The organism is Streptomyces sp. NPDC055243 (assembly GCF_044544025.1).
Classification (GTDB): domain Bacteria; phylum Actinomycetota; class Actinomycetes; order Streptomycetales; family Streptomycetaceae; genus Streptomyces.
This window is the reverse complement of record NZ_JBITWR010000004.1, coordinates 160,875-181,517: the sequence shown is the minus strand read 5'-3', so window position 1 is coordinate 181,517 and position 20,643 is coordinate 160,875. Positions and strand designations below refer to the sequence as shown.

Sequence of the window (20,643 nt, the reverse complement as noted above, 5' to 3'; positions counted from 1 at the left end):
TCCTTGTGATCTGATGTGTACGTTAAGCAAGATGCCATGAGTGTCAGGGAGTTGGTTCCTGGCCAGTCGAGCTTTAGCGACGGGGTAGGCGGGCGATGCGCGAGTCGGTCCAGGCAGAGGTCATGATGAGCTTCCTCGTTTCCGAGGAGCTGTCGTTTCGCATCCCGGTGGAGCTGGGTTATGAGAGCGGTGATCCCTACGCCGTCCGGCTGACCTTCCACCTCCCCGGCGACGCCCCTGTGACCTGGGCCTTCGGACGTGAGTTGCTGGTCGACGGGGTGGGCGGGGCGTGCGGCGACGGGGATGTGCACATCGCGCCCACCGATCCCGAACTGCTCGACGAGGTGCTCATCAGGCTTCAGGTCGGGCCGGACCAGGCGCTGTTCCGGGTGGGGATTCCGCCGCTGCTCGCCTTCCTCGACCGGACGGACAAGCTGGTTCCGCTGGGGCAGGAGCGGGCGCTCGCCGATCTCGAGACGCACCTGGACGAAGCGCTGGACCGGATCCTCGCCGAGGAGCAGAGCGCGGGCTGACCCCCGCGATCCAAGAGGCGCAGCCGTACGGCAGATTGGTGCATTTCGTGGCATCGGCCGCTCAGGCCTTGCGGCGTCGGCCTTTTCCGCCTCGGGTCTGCTTGGCGGCCGGAGTGGCACCGGCGCCGCCCGGGTGGCCCGCGATCCCCGGGTGCGACGTGCCTGCCGGGTGCGCCGTGCTTCCCGTACGGCCCGCGGGGGTCGAGCGGTCGGCCGAGACCACCAGGGCCGCGAGCGCGGTCGTCACCGGCACGGAGGCGACCAGGCCGATCGAGCCGACCAGGGTGCGCACGATCTCCTCGGCGACCAGCTCGCTGTTGGCCACCGTGCCCACGCTGCTCTGGGCGATCGAGAAGAGCAGCAGCAGGGGCAGCGCGGCGCCCGCGTAGGCCAGGACCAGGGTGTTGACGACCGAGGCGATGTGGTCGCGGCCGATGCGGATGGCCGCGCCGTACAGACCGCGCCAGCCCATCGTGGGGTTGGCCTGGTGCAGTTCCCAGACCGCGGACGTCTGCGTCACCGTCACGTCGTCGAGCACGCCGAGCGAGCCGATGATGACGCCGGCGAGCAGCAGACCGCTCATGTCGATGTCCGGGTACAGGCCGTGGATCAGGCCGGTGTTGTCGTCCGTGTTGCCGGTGAGTGAGGCCCAGCCGATGAAGAGCGAGCCGAGCAGCCCGATGAGGAGCAGCGAGATCAGCGTGCCCAGGACCGCGACCGATGTGCGCGCCGTGAGCCCGTGGCACAGATAGAGCGCGATCAGCATGATGGCGCTGGCCCCGATCACCGCCACGACCAGCGGGTTCGAGCCCTGCAGGATCGCGGGCAGGATGAAGAACGTCAGGACCAGGAAGCTCAACGCCAGGGCGACCAGGGCCATGACGCCACGCAGCCGGCCCACCACGACGACGGCGAGCGCGAAGATCCCGGCGAGCAGGGCCATGGGGAACTTCCGGTTCACGTCGGTGACCGAGTACTGGAGCTCCTCGGGGGCCGATGGCTCATAGGCGACCACCACCTCCTGGCCCTCGCGCAACTGCCGCGGTGAGTCCGGCTGGACGATCTCGGTGAAGGTGCGGCCCGTGTCCTTGCCGCTGGTCACCTCGATCGTCGCCTTCTTGCAGATGCCTTCCGCGCGGGACTGCGCGGACTGCCCCTCGGCGGTGGAGGTGTCGCCGTTGGGCGGGGTCTGCGAGGCGTTCACGTCCTTGCAGGAGAGCTTCTGCACCTTGGTCACATCGGCCGACTGGGTCTGCCGGTCGAAGCCGACTCCGGTGCGCTCGTGGGACGGAGCGCCACCTGGCCAGAACACCGCGAGCCCCACGAGCACCGCGGTGGCGAAGGGAATCAGCACGGCGGCGATGACCTTGCGCAGATGCTTGGAGACGGGCGCGGCGGGACCGTGGCTGTGGGAGTGCCCGTGCGGGTCCGGAGGCACGTTCGGGACGGGCGGCTGGGACGGCGGCTGTGTGGTGGTCACTGCCCGATCATCGCAAGAACGGCGGGGGCCCTCTGTTCAGCGCGCCCGATAGGACGCTAGCGTGGAGACACCTTTGCAATCGCGGGAGCTCGGAGCACCGGGCTGAGAGGGCGCTGACCTCCGTACGAAGCGGCACAAATGTGCCCGAGCCGTGCGGGATTCGCTGCGTCGACCGCCGAACCTGTTACCGGGTAATGCCGGCGTAGGGAGTAGGTCTCATGACCACAGCGGACGCACGCACGCCTGCCTCGACGCAGAACCAGAGCGACGAGGCCGGGAAGTCCATCGGCTGGCACAAGGCGTACGTCGAGGGCTCACGCCCCGACCTGCGGGTGCCGGTCCGACAGGTGCACCTCACCAACGGCAAGGCCGTGACCCTGTACGACACCTCGGGGCCGTACACCGACGAGTCCATCGACACCGACGTCCGCAGGGGCCTCGCGCCGCTGCGCGAGAACTGGATCATCGCTCGCGGCGACACCGAGGAGTACGTGGGCCGCCCGCCCCGTCCCGAGGACGACGGCATCAAGCACACCTCGCCGCGCGGCGGCCTGAAGAACCTCGACGCGGTCTTCCCCGGCCGTCCGCGTCAGCCGCGTCGCGGCCGAGAGGGCCAGGCGGTGACGCAGCTGGCGTACGCCCGTCGCGGCGAGATCACGCCCGAGATGGAGTTCATCGGGATCCGCGAGAACCTCGATCCCGAGGTCGTGCGCGCGGAGGTCGCCGCCGGTCGCGCCGTCATTCCCGCCAACGTCAACCACCCGGAGATCGAGCCGATGATCATCGGCAAGAGGTTCCTGGTGAAGGTGAACGCCAACATCGGCAACTCCGCGGTCACCTCCTCCATCGAGGAGGAGGTGGACAAGATGACCTGGGCGACCAAGTGGGGCGCCGACACGGTCATGGACCTGTCCACCGGGCGCAACATCCACACGACCCGCGAGTGGGTCCTGCGCAACTCCCCCGTCCCCATCGGCACCGTGCCGCTCTACCAGGCCCTGGAGAAGGTCGACGGCCAGGCCGAGGCGCTGACCTGGGAGATCTACAAGGACACGGTCATCGAGCAGGCCGAACAGGGCGTGGACTACATGACGGTGCACGCGGGTGTGCGCCTTCCGTACGTCCCGCTGACCGCCAACCGCAAGACCGGCATCGTCTCGCGCGGCGGTTCGATCATGGCTGCCTGGTGTCTCGCGCACCACAAGGAGAGCTTCCTCTACGAGAACTTCGAGGAGCTCTGCGACATCCTCGCTGCGTACGACGTGACGTACTCGCTCGGCGACGGGCTGCGGCCCGGTTCGATCGCGGACGCCAACGACGAGGCGCAGTTCGCCGAGTTGCGCACCCTCGGGGAACTCAACACGATCGCCAAGCGTCACAACGTACAGACCATGATCGAGGGCCCGGGACATGTCCCGATGCACAAGATCAAGGAGAACATCGACCTTCAGCAGGAGATCTGCGAGGAGGCGCCGTTCTACACGCTCGGCCCGCTGACCACGGACATCGCGCCCGCGTACGACCACATCACCTCCGGCATCGGTGCCGCGATGATCGGCTGGTGGGGCACGGCGATGCTCTGCTACGTCACGCCCAAGGAGCACCTGGGCCTGCCCAACCGCGACGACGTGAAGACCGGCGTCATCACGTACAAGATCGCGGCGCACGCGGCGGACCTCGCCAAGGGGCACCCGGGCGCGCAGGACTGGGACGACGCGCTCTCGGACGCGCGCTTCGAGTTCCGCTGGGAGGACCAGTTCAACCTGGCCCTCGACCCGGTCACGGCGCGGGAGTTCCACGACGAGACCCTGCCGGCGGAGCCCGCGAAGACGGCGCACTTCTGCTCGATGTGCGGGCCGAAGTTCTGTTCCATGAAGATCTCGCACGACATCCGCCGTGAGCACGGCGGCACGCAGAACGAGATCGAGGCGGGCATGGAGCAGAAGTCCAAGGAGTTCGCGGCAGCCGGAAACCGCGTGTATCTCCCGATCGCCGACTGAGCAGCGGCTCGCCCACTGACCAGCGGCTCGCCGACTGATCAGCGCCAGCGCGTGGTGCTTCGGGCGGACGGCCGTGACCGTCCGTCCGCCCGAAACCGCGCGTACTACTCCGGCTTGTGGTCGGGCCCGCCGAAGTCCGGGCTTGAGAAGTCCGGGCTCGAGAAGCTCGGGCGCGGTCCCGCCGCGGGGCCGCCGTCCGGGCTGCTGAATCCGGGCCTGTTGTAGCCGAGGTGGGGCATGCGGCTGCTCGGGTCCGCCGCCGGCGTACGAGCCGCGTGCGCCGCCCCCGGATCCGCGAGCGCCTCCCGCAGGAACGGCAGGAGACCGCGCTCCAGGAGTGCCTCGCCCCAGGCTTCCCTGGCGCGGACCACCTCCTCGTTGTGTTCGCCGTACGAACCGGCCTGCAGCGAGGTGGAGCCGTTGCGCAGGGCGGTCAGGAGCAGGCCGATCGCAGCGATCAGGATGCCGCCTGCGGTGAGCGCGCCGAACAGCCACCCCGCGGTGAGCAGGGTTTCCGCGAAGGCGGGCTCGGGGTTGAGCATCTTCAGGATGTAGCCGACGAGCAGGAAGATCGCGGCGGCCGCCCCGGCGAGAACAGGTGCGAGCACCGCGACGACGGCGACGGCCCCCGCCCCCGATGCCTGGGTGGTGACCTCCCCCATCGTGGTGGCGAGACCGAGGCCGCCGGAGCCGGCTTCCGCCGGGCCCTCTGGGCTCCGCTCCCGGATCGATGGTGCGGCAGATCCGCTTTCGCGCAGTTCCTCGCGGACCTTCACATAGTGCGTGTACTCGGTCGCGGCGGCGGCAGTGATCAGCGCCGTGGCGTTCAGCGCCATGGTGCGCAGTTGCTCGGGATTGAGCCGCTCGCCCACTGCGGCGAGATCAGGACGGTTCGGTGCGGTGCGCAGCGCCTCATCGAGGATCCGCTCGTATTCGGGGCGGTCCTCATTGAGCAGGTGTGGAGCGCTGTTCATGTGCATCCCCCGATGCTCCGTAGGGCTTGGGGCTCGCATGGCTACGAGCCGTCGGGCAGAAACGGAGGGGAGCCTGCTACGGATAAGCCGATGGTAGAGCCGTGACGGCACGCGGTGACAGGGGGTTTCCAGAAAAAGGCCCCTTGGCCAGCGTGATCGTGTAGGGGTGCACCTGCCCCGTGAACGCTCAGTTATCCAGGGGCAGTTGGCAGACCAGCAGTTTTCCGGCCATGGTCACGCCGCCGTCCATGGCGATGGCCAGTCCGCCTGCGTAGATGTGGGGGCCCTCGATGACGGGTCCGCCGCCGTCCGAGTCATCCTCGGAGCCGACATCGCCGAGCAGATACGGGATGGGGCTGTGGCCATGCACGATGCGGTGGCCGCCGTACATGTCGAGGAGTTCACGTACGGCATCGGGGCCCGACTCGTCCCGGAAGGCGAAGCGCTTGGTGAACTTCCGGAAGAGATCCCAGCACTCGTCCGCGTCGTTGCGCGTGAGGGTCTCGCGGACCGTGTCGTTCACGGCTTCGATCGAGTCGCCGTAATCCAGGTAGGCGGTCGTGTCGGAGTGCATCAGGAGATGCCCGTCCTCCGACTCGATCGCGTCGAGGCGGGCCATCCACTGCAAGTGGTGGTCTTCCAGGCGTTCCATGTCGGTCTTCTGGCCGCCGTTCAGGAGCCAGGCCGCCTGGAAGGTGGCCGTGCCGGCGCCCGAGTTGACCGGGGTGTCCCCGAACCGCTTCGCGCCGAGCAGGAGCAGCTCGTGGTTGCCCATCAGGGCCTTGCAGTAGCCGCCGGCGGCCGCCGCCTGCGCGGACAGGCGCATCACGAGGTCGATGACGCCGATGCCGTCCGGGCCGCGGTCGGTGAAGTCGCCGAGGAACCACAGGCGCGCGTTGCCCGCGGCCCAGTCGCCGTCGCCGTCGATGAGTCCCTGCTCGTGGAGGGCCCCGAGCAGCTCGTCCAGATAGCCGTGCACGTCGCCCACCACGAACAGCGGGCCGTGCTCGTCGGTCGCCTGCGGAGGCTCGGGCATGACCTGCACCTCCACTTGCACGGTGTCGCCGCGATTGATGACGGGCAGGTCGCGCTGGGTGGGGGTGTAGCCGTCGTCCGGCGCCCCGGGGATGTCCCCCGAGACGCCCGGAGCCGCCACGCCCGCCGAACCCCCGTCGACCGGACCGGTCTCATGGACGTACGCCGGAACGCGGAAGTCGCGCAACGTCGCCGTCCGCACATCGGGTCCCTGACCGGCCCCCTGAGTCATCGACCCCTCCACCACCATTGCGCCGCATCTGCACCGAGATCGGACTGCCTGGTCGCAGCGGCCCGCGGTGTCGTCCGCCCATCATAGGAATGCGGCTCGCGCTGTGTGGTGCACCAGGGGTGGTGAATCAGTGCGGAACCCCAGTTCACCGAGGTTTTCTCCCGAATTGGGTAGGGGTTTCCCCACAGGTCACGACCGGGCCGTGCCGGGCAGGACTGGTTGACGGGGGTTCTCCCCGCCCGGCGGCCCGCTCAACCGGGTCCGGGCGAGCGGGGTGGGCTGACCGTCGTACGCGGTGGACGTCGCTCGGACGAGGTGCGCACGATCAGCTCCGTCGGTATCACCTGCTCGACGGGCCGGCCCGAATCCAGGCCTTCGATGGCGTCGATCAGGAGCTGGACGACGGCCGTGCCGATGCGCCGCGGTTTGAGCGAGAGCGTGGTGATGGGCGGTTCGGTGGTGGCGTAGACGGTGGACTCGCTGCAGCACACGAGCAGCAGGTCGTCCGGGACGCGCAGTCCGTACCGGCGGGCGGCCGCGAGGAGATCGGTGCCGTTGGGGTCGAAGAGGCCGTAGACGGCGTCGGGCCGGTCCGGTCGGGCGAGCAGCCGGTCGGCCGCGACGGCGCCCGCGCAGGGGTCGTGGGCGGGGTAGGACTCGTAGACGGGGTCCTGGCCGACGCGTTCGCACCAGCGCAGATAGGCGGTCGTGGACAGATGGGTGTACGTGTCCGTGGTGGTCCCGGTGAGCAGCCCGATCCGGCGGGCTCCGGCCGCCGCGAGGTGGTCGAGGATCTCCAGGACGGCCGCCTCGTGGTCGTTGTCGACCCAGGCGGTGACCGGCAGAGACCCGGCCGGGCGGCCGTCGGACACCACGGGCAGGCCCTGGCGCACGAGTTCGCTGACGACGGGGTCGTGGTCGGACGGATCGACGACGACGGTGCCGTCGAGCGCGACGTTCGACCACACGTCGACCGGGCTGCGCCGGGAGGTGGCGGGCAGGATGACAAGGGCGTAGCCGCGGGCCAGCGCGGCCGAGGTGGCGGCTCTGGCCATCTCCGCGAAGTACGCGAATTCGGTGAAGGTGAAAGGTTCATCCCCGTAGGTCGTCACGGTCAGGCCGATCAGGCCCGACTTGCCGGTACGGAGCGTTCGGGCCGCGGCGGAGGGGCGATAGCCCAGCCGTTCTGCGACCTCGCGGACATGGCGTCGGGTGGCGTCCGGGAGCCGCCCTTTGCCGTTAAGAGCGTCGGAGACAGTCGTGATGGAGACACCGGCGGCGGCGGCGACGTCTCTGATGCCCGCTCGACTCTGCCGGTTGCCCCGGCGGGCGGTCTCCGCTCGGCTCACCTGGTGGTTCCCTGCTGCTGTCATGGCGAGCCGATAGTAGGGCTCATGGGGGTGGGTAGTGCGGACGCATATTCACTCGTTGACAGGCACGTTTCTGCATGGCCAAAACGGGTCAACAACCTTGGATTGCAAGGGAGTTGGCCGGTTCCAGGGTGGACGGTCCTTTGTCGCCGCGCACTGGCCTGCCAAATGAGCGATGTCTCGAAGAGGTCTCAACTCACCTTCACGGGTGATGCGCGCCACGGAGTGAGCCACCGGCGCGTGCAGGAGGAGGGAGCGCTCCCCCCCTCTGCGCGCGCCTGTCGGAGCGGATCTCCCTGACCCATTCGCAGCAGAGCTGAATCCTCATAAGGTGAGGAGTATTGAAGTCAGGGTGTTCAGGTGTTCAAGAGGAGGACTGCGGTGAGCGAGACGAGCCCGAGGCTGCGTGCCGAGCTGGAGGGTATCCCCACCTACAAGCCGGGGAAGCCTGCCGCTGCCGCCGGACCGGTGGCCTACAAACTGTCCTCGAACGAGAACCCCTACCCGCCGCTGCCGGGCGTCATGGAGAGCGTGCTCGCCGCCGCGGGCACGTTCAACCGCTACCCGGACATGGCGTGCACCGGCCTGATGAGCGAAATCGCCGACCGCTTCGGGGTGCCGGCGTCCCACGTGGCGACCGGCACCGGCTCCGTCGGCGTCGCGCAGCAGCTGCTCCAGGCCACGTCGGGCCCGGGTGACGAGGTCATCTACGCCTGGCGGTCCTTCGAGGCGTACCCGATCATCACGCAGGTGAGCGGTGCCACGTCGGTGAAGGTGCCGCTGACGCCGGGGGACGTGCACGACCTGGACGCGATGGCCGACGCCATCACCGACCGGACGCGGCTGATCTTCGTCTGCAACCCGAACAACCCGACCGGCACCGTCGTGCGCAGGGCCGAGCTCGAGCGGTTCCTCGACCGGGTGCCGAGCGATGTCCTGGTGGTGCTGGACGAGGCCTACCGCGAGTTCATCCGGGACGCCGAGGTGCCGGACGGCGTCGATCTCTACCGCGACCGTCCGAACGTCGCGGTGCTGCGTACGTTCTCCAAGGCGTACGGCCTGGCAGGTCTGCGCGTCGGCTTCGCGATCGCCCATGAGCCGGTGGCGGCCGCGCTGCGCAAGACGGCGGTGCCCTTCGGGGTGAGCCAGCTCGCGCAGGACGCGGCGGTGGCCTCGCTGCGGGCCGAGGACGAGCTGATGGGCCGGGTCGGCTCGCTGGTCGCCGAGCGCACGCGGGTGGTCGAGACGCTGCGCGGGCAGGGCTGGACGGTGCCCGAGACGCAGGCGAACTTCGTGTGGCTGCGGCTGGGGGAGCACACGAGTGACTTCGCTGCGGCGTGCGAGAGGGCCGGCGTGGTCGTACGGCCGTTCGCGGGCGAGGGGATGCGGGCCACGATCGGCGAGACCGAGGCCAACGACATCTTCCTCCAGGCGGCCGAGGCGTTCCGCAAGGAGCTGTAGGCAGGCGGTGTGACGAGGGGCCGGGGACGCTGTCCTCGGCCCCTTCGCCGTGTCCGCGTGCTTCGCCGTGTCCCGTGTGACGGCTGTGTGAGGTTCCCGTCAGTAAGGGGGGACCCCCTGTTCGGGCTCAGAACCGGTACGACATAATGCTTGTGAATGTGAACGCGTTCACAAGCGTGTCCCGGTTGCTCCCGAGGTAAGTGGGATTAAAGGGGCAAACTGCCGATGTGATCACGGCCGTAAGGAGAAGTCGACGTGGATCTGGCTCTGGCGCCCGAGACCTTGGCGCGATGGCAGTTCGGCATCACCACCGTCTACCACTTCCTGTTCGTCCCACTGACGATCTCGCTGGCCGCCCTCACGGCGATCCTGGAGACGGCTTGGGTGCGCACGGGCAAGGAGCACTACCTCAGGGCGACCAAGTTCTGGGGAAAGCTGTTCCTGATCAACATCGCGATGGGTGTCGTCACCGGCATCGTCCAGGAGTTCCAGTTCGGCATGAACTGGTCCGACTACTCGCGCTTCGTCGGTGACGTCTTCGGGGCGCCACTCGCCTTCGAGGCGCTCATCGCGTTCTTCTTCGAGTCGACCTTCATCGGCCTGTGGATCTTCGGCTGGGACAAGCTCCCGAAGAAGCTGCACTGCGCGACGATCTGGATCGTCTCCGTGGGAACCGTCCTGTCGGCGTACTTCATCATCGCCGCCAACGCCTTCATGCAGCACCCGGTCGGCTACAAGATCGTGGAGCGGGATGGCACCAAGCGCGCGGAGCTCACCGACTTCTCGAAGGTGCTCTTCCAGGAGACGACGCTGGTCAACTTCTTCCACGTCATCTCGGCGGCCGTCCTGGTCGGCGGCGCCTTCATGACCGGCATCGCGATCTTCCACCTGCGCAAGAAGCAGCACATCCGCACCATGCGGATGTCGATGCGGCTCGGCCTGGTGACCGCGTTCGTCGGCACCCTGCTCACCGTGGTCAGCGCCGACACTCTCGGCAAGGTCATGTATGAGCAGCAGCCGATGAAGATGTCGGCCGCCGAGGCCTTGTGGGAGTCGGAGAAGCCGGCGCCGTTCTCGCTCTTCGCGTACGGCGACGTGTCCAAGGGGCACAACGACGTGGCCATCGAGATCCCCGGAATACTGTCCTTCCTCGCCAAGAACAACTTCAGCGCCGAGATCCCCGGCATCAACGACCTCAACAAGGAGGCGCAGGAGAAGTTCGGGCCCGGCGACTACCGGCCCAACATCCCCACCGCCTACTGGTCCTACCGCTGGATGATCGGCTTCGGCGGGGTCTCGATGGCCCTGTGCACCGCCGGACTCTGGCTCACGCGGAAGAAGTTCTGGCTCGCGCCGGAGCACCGCACGGGCGAGGACGACGTACCCAAGCTCATGTTCACCAAGAACAAGGAGCTGACGCCGAAGCTCGGCAACTGGTGGTGGCGGCTCTCGCAGTGGACGCTGATCTTCCCCCTCATCGGCACCGCCTGGGGCTGGATCTTCACCGAGACCGGGCGTCAGCCCTGGGTGGTCTACGGCGTCCTGAAGACCAGGGACGCGGTCTCGCCGGGGGTTTCGCAGGGTGAGGTGATCACCTCACTGGTCGTGTTCACCGCTATCTACGCGATCCTCGCCGTGATCGAGGTGAAGCTGCTGCTCAAGTACATCAAGCAGGGCCCGCCCGAGCTCACCGAGGCCGATCTCAACCCGCCCACCAAGATCGGCGGTCCTGGCGCGGGTTCGGGCTCGGACAGCGACACCGACGCCGATGCCGACCGGCCCATGGCCTTCTCGTACTGAGGGAGTTGATCGACATGGAACTTCACGACGTCTGGTTCGTGCTGATCGCAGTCCTGTGGATCGGCTACTTCTTCCTGGAGGGCTTCGACTTCGGGATCGGCATCCTGACCAAGCTGCTCGCCCGTGACCGGGTCGAGAAGCGGGTCCTGATCAACACCATCGGCCCCGTCTGGGACGGCAACGAGGTGTGGCTCCTGACGGCGGGCGGCGCGACCTTCGCCGCCTTCCCCGAGTGGTACGCGACGCTCTTCTCCGGCTTCTATCTGCCGTTGCTGATCATCCTGCTCTGCCTGATCGTGCGCGGTGTCGCCTTCGAGTACCGGGCGAAGCGGCCCGAGGAGAAGTGGCAGCGCAACTGGGAGCAGGCCATCTTCTGGACCTCGCTGATCCCGGCCGTGATGTGGGGCGTGGCCTTCGCCAACATCACGCGCGGCGTGAAGATCGACGCCCACAAGGAGTTCGTGGGCAACTTCTGGGACCTGCTCAACCCATACTCGATCCTCGGTGGGCTGGTCACCCTTACGCTGTTCACGTTCCATGGCGCGGTGTTCGCCTCACTCAAGACGGTGGGCGACATCCGGGTGCGGGCGCGGAAGACGGCGTTCGGGCTCGGTCTTGTCACGGCCGTGCTCTCGCTCGGCTTCCTGATCTGGACCCAGGCGGACAACGGCGACGCCAAGAGCCTGGTCGCGATGATCGTGGCCGTGGTCGCGCTCGTCGGCGCCATCGGGGCGATCAAGGTGGGGCGCGAGGGCTGGTCGTTCGCGCTCTCGGGCATCACCATCGTGGCGGCCGTCGCGATGCTGTTCCTGACGCTCTTCCCGAACGTCATGCCGTCGTCGCTGAACGAGGAGTGGAGTCTCACGGTCACCAACGCCTCTTCGAGCCCGTACACCCTGAAGATCATGACGTGGTGTGCCGGCATCGCGACACCCATCGTGCTGCTCTACCAGTCGTGGACCTACTGGGTGTTCCGCAAGCGGATCGGGACGCAGCACATCGCGGATTCCGCGCACTGAGGTGTCCGTGCCTGAGTGATCGCTCGCTGGTCTCTGATCTCTGGTCCCTTCGGAGGGTGTGTTTCACGTGAAACCGATCGACCCGCGCCTGCTTCGGTACGCCCGTGCCACTCGGTTCTTCCTGGCCGCCGTGGTGATCCTCGGCGTCGCCGGGGCAGGGCTTGTCGTCGCTCAGGCGATGCTCATCGCCGAGATCGTGGTCGGGGCCTTCCAGAAGGGGTTCGCCCCCGGTGACTTGGGGACGCCGCTCGTCCTGCTCGCGGTGGTCGCGGCGGGCCGTGCCCTTGTCGCCTGGCTGACCGAGCTCGCCGCACACCGGGCGAGCGCGGCGGTGAAGTCGGAGCTGCGGGGGCGGCTGCTCGACCGGGCAGGGCAGTTGGGTCCCGGCTGGCTGAGCGGCCAGCGGACGGGTTCGCTGGTCTCGCTGGCGACGCGGGGCGTGGACGCGCTCGACGACTACTTCTCGCGCTACCTGCCGCAGCTGGGGCTCGCGGTGGTGGTGCCGGTGGCGGTGCTCGCGCGGATCGTCACCGAGGACTGGGTGTCGGCGGCGATCATCGTCGTGACACTGCCGCTGATCCCGATCTTCATGATCTTGATCGGCATGGCGACCCAGAACCGGATGGACCGTCAGTGGCGACTCCTGTCCCGCCTGTCGGGGCACTTCCTGGACGTGGTGGCGGGGCTGCCGACCCTGAAGGTGTTCGGCCGCGCGAAGGCGCAGGCCGAGTCGATCCGGCGGATCACGGGCGAGTACCGGCAGGCGACGATGCGGACGCTGCGCATCGCCTTCCTGTCGTCGTTCGCGCTCGAACTCCTCGCGACGCTGTCCGTGGCACTGGTCGCGGTGACCATCGGGATGCGGCTCGTCCACGGCGACCTGGATCTGTACGCGGGTCTGGTGATCCTGATCCTCGCGCCCGAGGCCTATCTGCCGCTGCGCCAGGTCGGGGCTCAGTACCACGCGGCGGCGGAGGGGCTCTCCGCCGCCGAGGAGATCTTCAAGGTCCTGGAGGCTCCGGTGCGGGCCGCCGGGCAGGCGCCGGCGCCCTCGGGGACGCTGAGCGTGGAGGGCGTGACGGTCCGCTACCCGGGGCGGGACTCGGACGCGGTCTCCGGGGTTTCGTTCGCGGTGGAGTCCGGCGAGACGGTGGCTCTGGTCGGGCCCAGCGGGGTGGGCAAGTCGACGCTCCTGGACGTGATCCTCGGGTTCGTCGAGCCGGCCGAGGGACGGGTGTGCGTCGGGGGCGTCGACCTGGCCGAGGTCGCGCCGGAGCAGTGGCGGGAGCGGATCGCCTGGGTGCCGCAGCGGCCGCACCTGTACGCGGGGTCCGTCGCGGAGAACGTACGCCTCGCGCGGCCGGACGCGGACGACGCTTCGGTGCGGGACGCGTTGAGCGCGGCGGGGGCCTGGGAGTTCGTCTCCGCCCTGCCGGGCGGTGTGGAGACGCTGCTCGGGGAGGACGGGGCGGGGCTCTCCGCCGGACAGCGGCAGCGGCTCGCGCTCGCCCGGGCGTTTCTGGCCGACCGGCCTGTGGTGCTCCTGGACGAGCCGACCGCGGCTCTGGACGGGGAGACCGAGGCGGGGGTCGTCGAGGCGGTCCGGCGGCTGGCTGTGGGGCGGACCGTGCTGCTGGTCGTGCACCGGCCGGCGTTGCTCGGGGTCGCCGACCGGGTCGTACGGCTCCACGCCCCTGCTGGCGGAGCCCCGCGCGGGTTGGACGCGGCGGCCCTTTCGGGGGCGGCGGTGGGCGCGCCGCAGGGCGGCGACACGTCCTTGGGGCACCCGGAGGCGCCGGACGACCCGGTGGACGCGTGGGCGAGTCCGCGGCCGAAGGGCGACGTCCTGGCCCGGGTGCGGGATGCCGCACAGGCGCGGAAGGGCAAGCTCGCACTCGCCCTGCTGCTCGGAACCCTCGCCATCGGCAGCTCCGTGGGGCTGATGGCCACCTCGGGGTGGCTGATCAGCCGGGCGTCGGAGCAGCCGCCGGTGATGTACCTGATGATCGCCGTGACGGCGACCCGTGCCTTCGGGATGGGCCGCGCCGTCTTCCGTTACGCGGAGCGCCTCGTCTCGCACGACGCCGTGCTGCGCATGCTCGCCGACACGCGTGTGGCCGTCTACCGGCGCCTGGAGCGCCTCGCCCCTGCCGGGCTCAGGAAGACCCGCCGCGGCGACCTCCTCTCCCGCCTGGTCGCCGACGTGGACGCCCTCCAGGACTACTGGCTGCGCTGGCTCCTGCCCGCGTCGGCCGCCGCCGCGGTGGGCGCCGGAGCCGTCGGCTTCACCGCCTGGCTGCTGCCCGAAGCGGGCGCTGTCCTCGCCGTCGGACTGCTCCTCGCCGGAGTGGGCGTACCGCTGCTCTCCGGAGCCGTCGCCCGCCGTGCGGAACGGAAGCTCGCCCCCGCGCGCGGGGTGCTCGCCACCCGGGTCGCCGATCTGCTCACCGGTACCGCCGAGTTGACGGTCGCCGGCGCGCTGACCCGGCGTACGGCCAAGGTGAAGGAGGCCGACGCCGAGCTGACCCGGATCGCCTCGCGCACCGCCAAGGCCACCGCGCTCGGCGACGGGCTCGGGGCGCTCGCCTCCGGTCTCACCGTGGCCGCCGCCGCGGTCGTCGGCGTACAGGCGCTGCACGACGGCCGGCTCAGCGGTGTCGCGCTCGCCGTCGTCGTCCTGACCCCGCTCGCCGCCTTCGAGGCGGTCCTGGGTCTGCCGCTCGCCGTGCAGTACCGCCAGCGCGTCAGGAAGAGCGCCGAGCGCGTCTACGAGGTGCTCGACGCCCCCGAACCCGTCCCCGAGCCCGCCGCCCCCGCACAGCGCCCGCAGACGCCCTTCCCGCTCCGCGTCGAGGGGCTGTACGCCCGGTACGAGGGACAGGACCGGGACGCCCTCGCCGGTGTCGACCTGACGCTGGAGCGCGGACGGCGCATCGCGGTGGTGGGGGCATCGGGTTCCGGCAAGACGACGCTCGCCCAGGTGCTGCTGCGCTTCCTGGGGACGAGCGAAGGGACGTACAGCCTGGGCGGCACGGACGCGGCCACGCTGGACGGCGACACCGTGCGAGAGCTCGTCGGGCTGTGCGCGCAGGACGCGCACATCTTCGACAGCTCCGTACGCGAGAACCTGCTGATCGCGCGCAAGGACGCCAGTGACGAGGAACTGCGCGGCGCCCTTACGCGGGCCCGGCTCCAGGAGTGGACCGACTCGCTCCCCGAAGGACTCGACACCCTGGTCGGCGAGCACGGGGCCCGGCTCTCCGGAGGCCAGCGCCAGCGCATCGCCCTGGCCCGCGCGCTGCTCGCCGACTTCCCCGTCCTCGTCCTGGACGAGCCGGCCGAACACCTCGACCTGCCGACCGCCGACGCCCTCACCGACGATCTCCTCGCCGCCACCGAGGGGCGTACGACGCTGCTCATCACGCACCGCCTCGCCGGGCTCGACGCGGTGGACGAGGTGATCGTCCTGGACGCGGGCCAGGTGGTGCAGCGCGGTGCGTACGCGGAGCTCGTGGCGGTGGACGGGCCGCTGCGGCGCATGCTGGAACGGGAGCAGGCGGCGGACCTGCTCGTGACGGCCGCCGGGTAGGACCGCGGGGTCCGCGCCCGGTGGGGAGCGGGCCCCGACTTTCCTCGCCAAATAGGACTAACTACTCTCAAAGCATGTCAGCCCCCTCGGCCTCCGCCGCCTCTCCGCAACCCGACGGCACACCGGACGCGATCGAGGCGGCGAAGCAGGCGACCCGCAGCCTCCAGGGGCTCTCCCCCGAGCTGACCGCCCGCGTGCCGCAGCTCCTGGAAGCGATGCGTTCCGTGGGCGCCGGGCTCGAACTGCACACCACGCTCGACCGCATCTGCGAGACGGCGGCCGAGCTCGCGGACGCCCACTACGCGGCGATCGGCGTCGTCTCCGAGGACGGCAAGGGGCTCTCCGACTTCGTCTACTTCGGCATCGACGGGGAGACCGCCGCGCGGATCGGGCGCCTGCCCGACGGACACAAGGGGCTGCTCGGCGCCCTCATCCACCAGCCGGAGACCCTGCGCCTCGCCGACCTGTCGGCCGACCCGCGCTCGTGCGGCTTCCCGGCCCACCACCCGCCGATGCGGACCTTCCTCGGCGTCCCCATCCGCGTCCAGGGCGAGATCTTCGGCAACCTCTATCTGACCGAGAAGCGGGGCGGCGGCGACTTCAACGAGTACGACGTGCACATGGTCCGCGTGCTCGCGACGGAGGCGGGCATCGCCATCGGCAACGCGCGCCTCTACGAAGCCGCCATGCAGCGCGAGCGCTGGATCGACGGCTCCGTGGCGGTCACCACCGCGCTGCTCTCGGGGAGCGACGCGGAGGAGGCGCTCGCCGTCGTCGCCGAACAGGCCCGCCATCTCGCCGACTCGGCCGCCGGGATCGTGCTCCTGCCCGACGACGAGGGCGGCATGGAGATCGTCGCCGTCTCCTCCGACGAACCCTCCGGGATGCTCGGCGTGGTCGTCCCCCCGGAGAGCCGCATCATCACCGACCTGCTCGCCGGTGACTCCGTGTTCCTCGACGACGCGGCCACGGACCCGCGCGTCATGACCGACCTCGCCCGCGACTACGGGCCCGTCATGATGCTGCCGCTGCAGAGCGACGGACGCGTCATGGGGACGCTCGTCACGCCACGCGCGCGTGGCGCACGGCCGTTCAGCGAGACCGAGCGGACCCTCGCCACCCAGTTCGCCTCGCAGGCCGCGCTCGCCCTGATGATGGCCGAGGCGCAGCGCGACCGGGAACGGCTCGCGGTGTACGAGGACCGCGACCGGATCGCGCGGGACCTGCACGACCTCGTCATCCAGCGGCTGTTCGCCACCGGGATGATGCTGGAGAGCGCCCAGCGCAGGTCCGTCGTGCCCGAGGTGCAGACGGGCGTGGGCAAGGCCGTCGACGAGCTGGACGTGACGATCCAGGAGATCCGTACGGCGATCTTCGCCTTGCAGCAGGGCCCGGCCGAGGCGCCGTCCGGGCTGCGTACGCGGGTCCTTCGCGAGATCAACATGGCCGCGGTGCCGCTCGGCTTCAAGCCCACGCACCACTTCGTGGGCGCCGTCGACACGGTGGTCGGCGAGCTCACCGGCAAGAACCTCATCGCGGCGCTGCGCGAGGCGCTGTCCAACGCGTTCCGGCACGCGGGCGCCGACCGCATCGACGTCGTCGTCGACGGGACGGTGACCCTTCCCGACGGGCAGCAGGGCGTACGCCTGACGGTGTCGGACGACGGGGTCGGCATCGCGCGGGGCGGTCGGCGCAGCGGCCTGAAGAACCTCAAGAGGCGAGCGGAGTCGCTGGGTGGGGACAGTTGGTACGGGCCCGGCATCGGGGAGGACGGCGGCGGTACGACGGTGGTGTGGCAGGCGCCGTACTGAAGCGGTCTCTACGGGGCGGCTCGGAAGTGGTCTCTACGGGCGGCTCTGAAGTGGTCTCCACGGAGCGGCTGTTGTTGAACCGGCCTCCCCGGGGCCCTGTTCGGGGCGGCCGCTGTCGAACAGGCCTCTCCGGAGAGCCCTGTTCGGCCGTACGGCAGTGGGCTGTTCGGGGCACCGGGTGCCCCGGGTGTACGAGTCGGGCAGGACCCGGCGACGGCGGCGGGGCAACGATCCCTGACATGCGCTTGAGCCACCGCGGTATCCACCACCCGCTCTTCACCGTGTCGGTACTGCTGTGCGCGCTCCTGTGCCCCACGCCCGCCGATGCCTCCGAGGAGCCGGGCGACGGGTCCGGAAATGGGCCGGGTACGAGCGCCGAAGTGGCACGCCTCTACGAGGAGGCGTCCGCGGCGACCGTGCGCTACGAAGCGGGTCGGCACGCCGCCGAAGCGCAACGCGCGAAGGTCCGGAAACTGGACCGACTCCTCACCAAGGAGCGTCACGCGGTCGACGTGCTGCACGGGGACCTCGGCCGGATGGCCAGCGCCCAGTACCGCAGCGGCGGTGGCCTGCCCCAGACCGCCCAACTCCTGCTCGCCGACAGCCCCGAAGAGCTGATGCGCGGTCAGCGGCTGGCATGGCAGGCGGATCTCGCCGTCACGAACGCCGTCACCAAGACCCAGCGGGCCGCCGCCAGGCTCGCGGATGCCAAGCGCACGGCGGACCGCGCCAAACGCACCCTGGACCGGCGCAAGGCGGGCCTCGCGAAGCTGAAGCGCGGGATCGAGAGCAAGCTGGAGTCGGCGCAGTGGACGCTTCAGGGCGAGGCCGACCGGTCGGTCGCCGCCGGGCAGTGCAGGGGCGCCGTACGCCTGGACCAGCCGGAGACGGACTCCATGCGCGCGTGGGTGACGCCCGTGGAGACGTACGAGCTGTCGGCGGGCTTCGACAGTGCCGGTGCGCGCTGGTCGCACCGGCACACCGGGCAGGACTTCGCCGTCGGCATCGGGGCGCCGGTGCGGTCGGTCGGCGAGGGCCGCGTGGTGTCCGTGTCGTGCGGGGGAGGCTTCGGCATCGAGGTCCTGGTGTCGCACAAGGGCGGCTACTACACGCAGTACGCGCATCTGGCCGCCGTCACCGTCGACCAGGGGGACCGGGTGCGCACCGGGCAGTGGCTCGGGCAGGCGGGCACGACCGGCAACTCGACGGGGCCGCACCTGCACTTCGAGGTACGGCTCACGCCGCATCTGGGGTCCGGGGTGGACCCCGCCGAGTGGCTGGACGAGCGGGGTGTGCGGCTCTGACCCGCTCTTGGGAGAGGGGCCGCTCCCACGAGGGGCACTCCCGGGAGCGGTGCTCCCGAGAGAGGTGCTCCCGAGAGGGGGTGTTCCCGCGAGAGGTGCTCCCGAGAGGGGGTGTTCCCGCGAGAGGGCTACCGCTCCTGCTGCTCGCTCAGGATGCGCTCGATGACGACCGCGACGCCGTCCTCGTTGTTGGCGACCGTGCGCCCCGAAGCGGCGGCGAGCACGTCCGGGTGCGCGTTGCCCATCGCGTACGACGTGCCCGCCCAGGTGAGCATCTCGATGTCGTTCGGCATGTCCCCGAAGGCCACGACCTCCGCGGGCGTGATGCCGCGCTCGGCGCAGCACAGCTCCAGGGTGCTGGCCTTGGAGACGCCCGGGCCGCTGATCTCCAGCAGAGCGCTCGGGCTCGAACGGGTGATCTCGACCTGCCCGCGCACGGCCGCGCGGGCCATGACGAGGAACGCGTCGGGCGCGAGCTCGGGGTGGAAGGCGAGGACCTTCAGGATGGGCTGGGTGGCGTTGTCGGAGTCCTCGGCGAGGAGCTTCTCCGCGGGGGCGACGCTCTCGCCGGGCTCCAGGTGCAGGGGCGGGTACGTCGGCTCGTGGTGCAGCCCGCCGGTCCGCTCGACCGCGAAGGACGTGCCGGGGGCCGCCGCGCGCAGGAGGCGCACGACGTCGAGCGCGTCCTCGCGCCGCAGCTCCCGCACCTTCACGAAGCGGTGGCCGCCGGAGCCGTCGTGCAGGTCGACGACGGCGGCGCCGTTGCCGCAGATGGCGAGGCCGTGGCCGTGGACGTGCGAGCTGACGACGTCCATCCAGCGGGCCGGGCGGCCGGTGACGAAGAAGACCTCGATCCCGGCCCGTTCGGCGGCGGCGAGTGCGGCGACGGTGCGGTCGGACACGGACTTGTCGTCACGCAGCAGGGTGCCGTCCAGGTCCGTGGCGATCAGCCGGGCCTTGGGCCGGTGGGGGACGGATGCGGCCGGGGTCTTGGGCCGTGGGGTAGCTGAGGTCACGCCATCGATTGTCCCGCATATGCGTGCACGGGCGTGCGCTGGGGCGCACATCTGAGTGCCTTTACGCCCCTGTTGTGTGGTCTCCCAGCTGGACCAGGGCCTCCGTGGCGATCCGCTCGAAGACCTTCTCGTCGGCCGCGAAATCCGTGCCCGGCAGCGGCCAGTGCAGAACGATCTCGTTGAAGCCCAGCTCAGCGTGGTTGCCGGCGAAGTCCACGAAGGCGTCGAAGGAGTCCAGGGGGCGGTCCGGGGTGAAGCCGGTGAGCAGGATCTTGTCGAGCTCGCCGACGTCACGGCCGATCGCGTCGCAGGCCGTGGCCAGCTTCTCGGCCTGGCCGCGGATGGCTTGAAGTGACTGCTCCGGAGTGCCGTTCTCGAAGAGTTTCGGGTCGCCCGTGGTCACCCACGCCTGCCCGTGGCGGGCGGCGAGCTTCAGGCCGCGCGGCCCGGTGGCGGCCACCGCGAAGGGCAGCCGGGGGCGCTGGACGCAGCCGGGGATGTTGCGCACCTCGGATGCGGAGTAGTACTCGCCCTCGTACGAAACGACGTCTTCGGTGAGAAGACGGTCGAGCAGGGGCAGGAACTCGCCGAAGTGGTCGGCCCGCTCGCGCGGGGTCCAGGGCTCCTCGCCCGCCTTGAGCAGTGCGGTGGCGTCGAAGCCGTTGCCGCCGGCGCCGATGCCGAGGGTGATGCGGCCGTCGGACACGTCGTCCAGCGTGATCAGGTCCTTGGCGAGGGTCACCGGGTGCCGGAAGTTCGGCGAGGTGACCAGGGTGCCCAGGCGCAGCCGGTCGGTGGCGGCCGCGGCGGCGGTCAGGGTCGGCACCGCGCCGAACCAGGGCCCGTCGCGGAAGGTCCGCCAGGAGAGGTGGTCATAGGTGTACGCGGTGTGGAATCCCAGCTCCTCGGCCCGCTGCCAACGCTCCTTGCCGCCCTCGTGCCAACGACGGACAGGCAGGATCACGGTACTCAGACGCAAACTCATGTATCAGAGCGTATGCCCCGCGGGCGGCTCGGGC

At 70.0% G+C, this 20,643-nt stretch carries 14 protein-coding genes and 1 riboswitch; of the genes, 8 read left to right on the top strand and 6 right to left on the bottom strand.

From position 1 onward, the window contains the following. The first annotated feature begins 95 nt into the window (after positions 1 to 95). Complete coding sequence (locus ACIGXX_RS13650; protein ID WP_351167261.1) at positions 96 to 533, top strand: SsgA family sporulation/cell division regulator; 438 nt, start codon at positions 96 to 98, stop codon at positions 531 to 533. A 61-nt stretch (positions 534 to 594) separates the two neighbouring features. Here ACIGXX_RS13650 and ACIGXX_RS13645 read toward each other — a convergent pair whose 3' ends face one another. Further along, positions 595 to 2,013 carry a YibE/F family protein gene (locus ACIGXX_RS13645; protein WP_361470477.1) on the bottom strand — a complete coding sequence of 473 codons (1,419 nt, stop codon included), beginning with the start codon at positions 2,011 to 2,013 and terminating at the stop codon, positions 595 to 597. 71 nt (positions 2,014 to 2,084) lie between these two features. After that, positions 2,085 to 2,239, top strand: a riboswitch (TPP riboswitch). On the opposite strand from ACIGXX_RS13645, the gene thiC reads away from it, so the two are divergent. Further along, positions 2,232 to 4,013 (top strand): phosphomethylpyrimidine synthase ThiC, encoded by a 1,782-nt coding sequence (gene thiC, locus ACIGXX_RS13640; RefSeq protein ID WP_351167265.1) that lies wholly within the window; start codon positions 2,232 to 2,234, stop codon positions 4,011 to 4,013. It overlaps the preceding riboswitch by 8 nt. 104 nt (positions 4,014 to 4,117) lie before the next feature. On the opposite strand, the gene ACIGXX_RS13635 is transcribed toward thiC, so the two are convergent. The 3 genes from ACIGXX_RS13635 to ACIGXX_RS13625 form a co-directional block, all read right to left on the bottom strand. Then, the gene (locus ACIGXX_RS13635) at positions 4,118 to 4,993 is read right to left on the bottom strand and encodes a hypothetical protein (protein WP_351167267.1); all 876 of its coding nucleotides are present in this window, start codon (positions 4,991 to 4,993) and stop codon (positions 4,118 to 4,120) included. A gap of 181 nt (positions 4,994 to 5,174) precedes the next feature. Beyond that, the gene (locus ACIGXX_RS13630) at positions 5,175 to 6,254 is read right to left on the bottom strand and encodes a metallophosphoesterase (protein WP_351167269.1); all 1,080 of its coding nucleotides are present in this window, start codon (positions 6,252 to 6,254) and stop codon (positions 5,175 to 5,177) included. 251 nt (positions 6,255 to 6,505) lie between these two features. Beyond that, complete coding sequence (locus ACIGXX_RS13625; RefSeq protein WP_190082941.1) at positions 6,506 to 7,627, bottom strand: LacI family DNA-binding transcriptional regulator; 1,122 nt, start codon at positions 7,625 to 7,627, stop codon at positions 6,506 to 6,508. A gap of 378 nt (positions 7,628 to 8,005) precedes the next feature. Between ACIGXX_RS13625 and hisC the strand changes: the two genes are divergently transcribed. The 6 genes from hisC (at position 8,006) to ACIGXX_RS13595 (ending at position 18,608) form a co-directional block, all read left to right on the top strand. Then, positions 8,006 to 9,085 carry a histidinol-phosphate transaminase gene (hisC, locus tag ACIGXX_RS13620; protein WP_383815467.1) on the top strand — a complete coding sequence of 360 codons (1,080 nt, stop codon included), beginning with the start codon at positions 8,006 to 8,008 and terminating at the stop codon, positions 9,083 to 9,085. 255 nt (positions 9,086 to 9,340) lie between these two features. Beyond that, complete coding sequence (locus ACIGXX_RS13615; protein WP_351167274.1) at positions 9,341 to 10,885, top strand: cytochrome ubiquinol oxidase subunit I; 1,545 nt, start codon at positions 9,341 to 9,343, stop codon at positions 10,883 to 10,885. 14 nt (positions 10,886 to 10,899) lie between these two features. After that, positions 10,900 to 11,904: a cytochrome d ubiquinol oxidase subunit II gene (cydB, locus tag ACIGXX_RS13610; protein ID WP_351167276.1), complete on the top strand. Its 1,005-nt coding sequence runs from the start codon at positions 10,900 to 10,902 to the stop codon at positions 11,902 to 11,904. Positions 11,905 to 11,971: 67 nt separating this feature from the next. Further along, complete coding sequence (gene cydD, locus ACIGXX_RS13605; RefSeq protein ID WP_399975446.1) at positions 11,972 to 15,493, top strand: thiol reductant ABC exporter subunit CydD; 3,522 nt, start codon at positions 11,972 to 11,974, stop codon at positions 15,491 to 15,493. A gap of 74 nt (positions 15,494 to 15,567) precedes the next feature. Beyond that, on the top strand, positions 15,568 to 17,304 hold the full coding sequence (locus tag ACIGXX_RS13600; RefSeq protein WP_351167280.1) for a GAF domain-containing protein: 1,737 nt from the start codon (positions 15,568 to 15,570) through the stop codon (positions 17,302 to 17,304). Between the two features lie 239 nt (positions 17,305 to 17,543). Next, the gene (locus ACIGXX_RS13595; RefSeq protein ID WP_366462450.1) at positions 17,544 to 18,608 is read left to right on the top strand and encodes a M23 family metallopeptidase; all 1,065 of its coding nucleotides are present in this window, start codon (positions 17,544 to 17,546) and stop codon (positions 18,606 to 18,608) included. A gap of 128 nt (positions 18,609 to 18,736) precedes the next feature. Here ACIGXX_RS13595 and ACIGXX_RS13590 read toward each other — a convergent pair whose 3' ends face one another. Both ACIGXX_RS13590 and ACIGXX_RS13585 read right to left on the bottom strand, forming a co-directional pair. Further along, complete coding sequence (locus tag ACIGXX_RS13590; protein ID WP_351167284.1) at positions 18,737 to 19,624, bottom strand: Cof-type HAD-IIB family hydrolase; 888 nt, start codon at positions 19,622 to 19,624, stop codon at positions 18,737 to 18,739. A 61-nt stretch (positions 19,625 to 19,685) separates the two neighbouring features. Next, the gene (locus ACIGXX_RS13585) at positions 19,686 to 20,609 is read right to left on the bottom strand and encodes an LLM class flavin-dependent oxidoreductase (protein WP_361470464.1); all 924 of its coding nucleotides are present in this window, start codon (positions 20,607 to 20,609) and stop codon (positions 19,686 to 19,688) included. Positions 20,610 to 20,643: the final 34 nt, after the last annotated feature.